Below are 2975 nucleotides of genomic sequence, written 5' to 3'. Positions count from 1 at the left end.
GCACGTCACGCCTGTGGACTTCGAGCTGCAATACTCGTCACAGGCCGCAAAGATCCAACTCGCCGCTTAACCCGTGTCCACACAACGGGGTCAAGGCCAGTGACTTTTTGGTGCTACGTGGCGGCGTTCTGTGTGATCGCTATTCGGCGCATCGACCTGGTTACGTGCGTTGGCTCAGAGCGGGTAGTCAGCCTCTCGTATCCCATGGGTTTTGAAACACCTAGGGTTAGCGACAGCTTGCGTCAGCAGGGGTATCCGCCGCGCCGATCTCACCGTCGTATCAGCGAACCTTGCGCTGTCCCACTGCCGTGTCTTGCGTTGAACCATGACTTTCGCAGGGACCGCTGTCCGTCCTCGCTCAGGAGTTCATGCCAGTGGGGCACCCTCGGTGAATTCCGAAGCGAAGGGTGGCAGCAGCCCGAGTACAAAAGGATTCAGCACGTAGTAGAGCACCCCGTCTCGCCAAGCAAAACCACTGCCAATTGTCGGATCACCACCGGGCTTAGACACGTACACCCAGCCTTCTACGATTTCATCGACCGCCTCGTGACCGTCGGCAGCAAACTCAGACTGAGTCACCGCCCATTGATCTTCATCCATGGCAAGCTGGCCAATGAGCACGGCGCCATCGAGGAACGCGACATCGTCGATAATGCCGCCGCAGGCTATGCCATCGTTGACCATGCTGTCGACCAGAGGGTCGACAGCATCAGCCTCACTTTCGTGAAGTTGCACAACCTCGGCGGACTTCCCAAAAACGTTCTGAGCCACCCTCCCCGGCATGATTTCGTTGCAGCTTGCCAATGGGGTTTCTGTACTCGTCTCGGGTTGAGATGGAGTCACGCATCCAGAGAGACCTGTGCCCAGAATCAAGACAAGGACAGCGATGGCATAAGCCTGGACGGGCGGTCTCATGATGTTGAGCGTATCGCCCCTCTGCATTGCAGGATGAATACCGCGCGCGTGGGGCGCCGCTATGCAGGTCCTGTAGTACGACCAAGGTTCCGCGTTCGACGAAACCCGGCTTGTTCGCGTCGTCGTCCTGCACTATCTGCTGATAGGCGGTCAGAGCCGAGCGCTGCAGGCAAGCGGCCTGGACGGAACGGGTCGCAATGGCGATTCACTGTGGCCAGGCCCGTAGGGCGGCGGCGGTGCAGGGATTCGCTCGTAGCGCGGCCACGGATGATGTCGACGTTTATGTTGGGCGCGTACCCCGGTTGCGGAGTTGCGATTTAGCGCAAGCTAATCCTCATGGGAGGCTTGGATCTGACGGAGGCTGCCATCGAAGTCGCTGCCATGCTCTGCACAAACGGACTCGTACCTTTAGACCCATCGCCGAGGCTGCCGCTCCAGCAGTCCTACACCGCAGGTGCATGCATCAACTACCACCATGACCATCCGAGGAAAATTATGAAGAAAATTTCTGCACTCTGCTCCGGAATAGCCGTCATTTTCTTCTTGACTGGCTGCGCTGGCCAGGTGAGCGGTGAGGCAGCGTCTTCAACGCCGTCGCCCACTAGTGCCGGTTATCCTTCGGCTTCCGCTTCGCCCGTAGCACCTGATCCGGGGGCGTCCGAGACCACCGGCGGAGCATCGGTCCCCGCAATCGATCCGGACGTGACGCCGATGCCCGCCGGAGCCGCTGAGTGTGACGGAGACAACCTGGGTATTTCCATCGCCGCACAGCCGATGGCCAGCGGAGCCGGTTCATTCTTCTCCGAGATCACGTTAACTAACACCAGCGGCGACGCCTGTTGGGTCGAGGGACCGCCTTCCATCTTCAACCTCGCGGACAGCGCTACGGGAGCGATCGCAGGGAAGCGCGCGGCAGACAGCGGCATGCCGGAGGTGGTGCAACTCGCTCCTGGGGCGTCTGCTTACAGCACCATCCATTTCAGCAATGCCGGAGCGTACGACTGTGACACCGCCGTCGCCGATGTGGCCTACGTGAGTCCACCCAACTGGGATTCGTCGCGGACCATAACGCTGGAAAGTCCCGTCACCGTGTGCAACACACCCGCTACCTACACGGTGTCGTGGATCAGCGCGACCAGTCTCTTCTGAGCTAAAAGCATGAGCAGCGGCTGATTATGCCTATGCCGCGAAGGAGTAGACAACCGGGTTTATTCCAAGTATCGGTCACCTGCTTGTCAGAGCGGAACCAACGAGACAAGACTTTACCTCGGCGGGCTAGGCCAGTGGAGAGCACTGGGTACATCAAACCCTAGGAATATAAGACGTCTCACGCCCATGTCTCGACTCCTTCCGCGTGCGCCGAAAGCGGAGACAGCCCGGAGCCTGGCCTTTTCCTCGTCGGTGATCTATGGGTCGTCAGAAGGGAACACCCCAAGGATCTCCTGGCCGCTCAGACAGGTATGGGTGATCAACTCTGGCCGGCAGATTCACCCTTCTTCGATACTGAATCGCCCGTCAAAGCGCCGCCCGCGATCACTCACATCCTCCAAGCCAAGTGGCGCGCATGGTGGCCGCATTCACTGGTGCCAGGCACTGTCGACGCTCGTTGAAAAGTAGTCCGTTGGTGCCGACAGTTTCAAGCGGTCAATGCAACGATTGCATAACATTACGACCGTATCGCCCAGGAATTCAGAATTTGTTACATAGTTTGTCAGACGGTCTGCGTGGTGCAAACGNGTGGTGCAAACAATCAGCGCGCAAGCCAAAGCGACGTGAATTAATCCTGTTCCGCGGATGCTGAAACCGTGGCTTCTTAGTCGCAGTGGTCATTGACGTTATCTCGACAGCTATGTGACCGATTTCTTGTCTATCAATTGTCTTGACATCTCCCATTGAGATCGCATAGATTTTAAGCGCTGCCCTGGACCTTGTCAGTGGATTCACTCACCACGTCTAGGGAGTCCCTTGTCTATAGTTACTATTCGATCGTTCGGGCCCGCATCGTGACCGACGCTGAGACGGAGCCGCGTTCTCCGGAAAGCAGTATCGGCGGTCATCTG

2 protein-coding genes are annotated in these 2975 nt (G+C 58.2%); one reads left to right on the top strand and one right to left on the bottom strand.

The features are described from left to right. Positions 1–366: 366 nt before the first annotated feature. Positions 367–915 carry a hypothetical protein gene (locus tag CXY74_RS00060; RefSeq protein WP_146069971.1) on the bottom strand — a complete coding sequence of 183 codons (549 nt, stop codon included), beginning with the start codon at positions 913–915 and terminating at the stop codon, positions 367–369. A 495-nt stretch (positions 916–1410) separates the two neighbouring features. Here CXY74_RS00060 and CXY74_RS00055 point away from each other — a divergent pair, with 495 nt between their 5' ends. After that, positions 1411–2064 (top strand): DUF4232 domain-containing protein, encoded by a 654-nt coding sequence (locus CXY74_RS00055; RefSeq protein WP_158252247.1) that lies wholly within the window; start codon positions 1411–1413, stop codon positions 2062–2064. Positions 2065–2975 lie beyond the last annotated feature (911 nt).

Source organism: Cryobacterium sp. Y29 (genome assembly GCF_002929825.1).
In the GTDB taxonomy this organism is placed as follows: domain Bacteria; phylum Actinomycetota; class Actinomycetes; order Actinomycetales; family Microbacteriaceae; genus Cryobacterium.
Note: the sequence above shows the minus strand (reverse complement) of the source record. Positions and strands in the feature narration are given on the sequence as shown.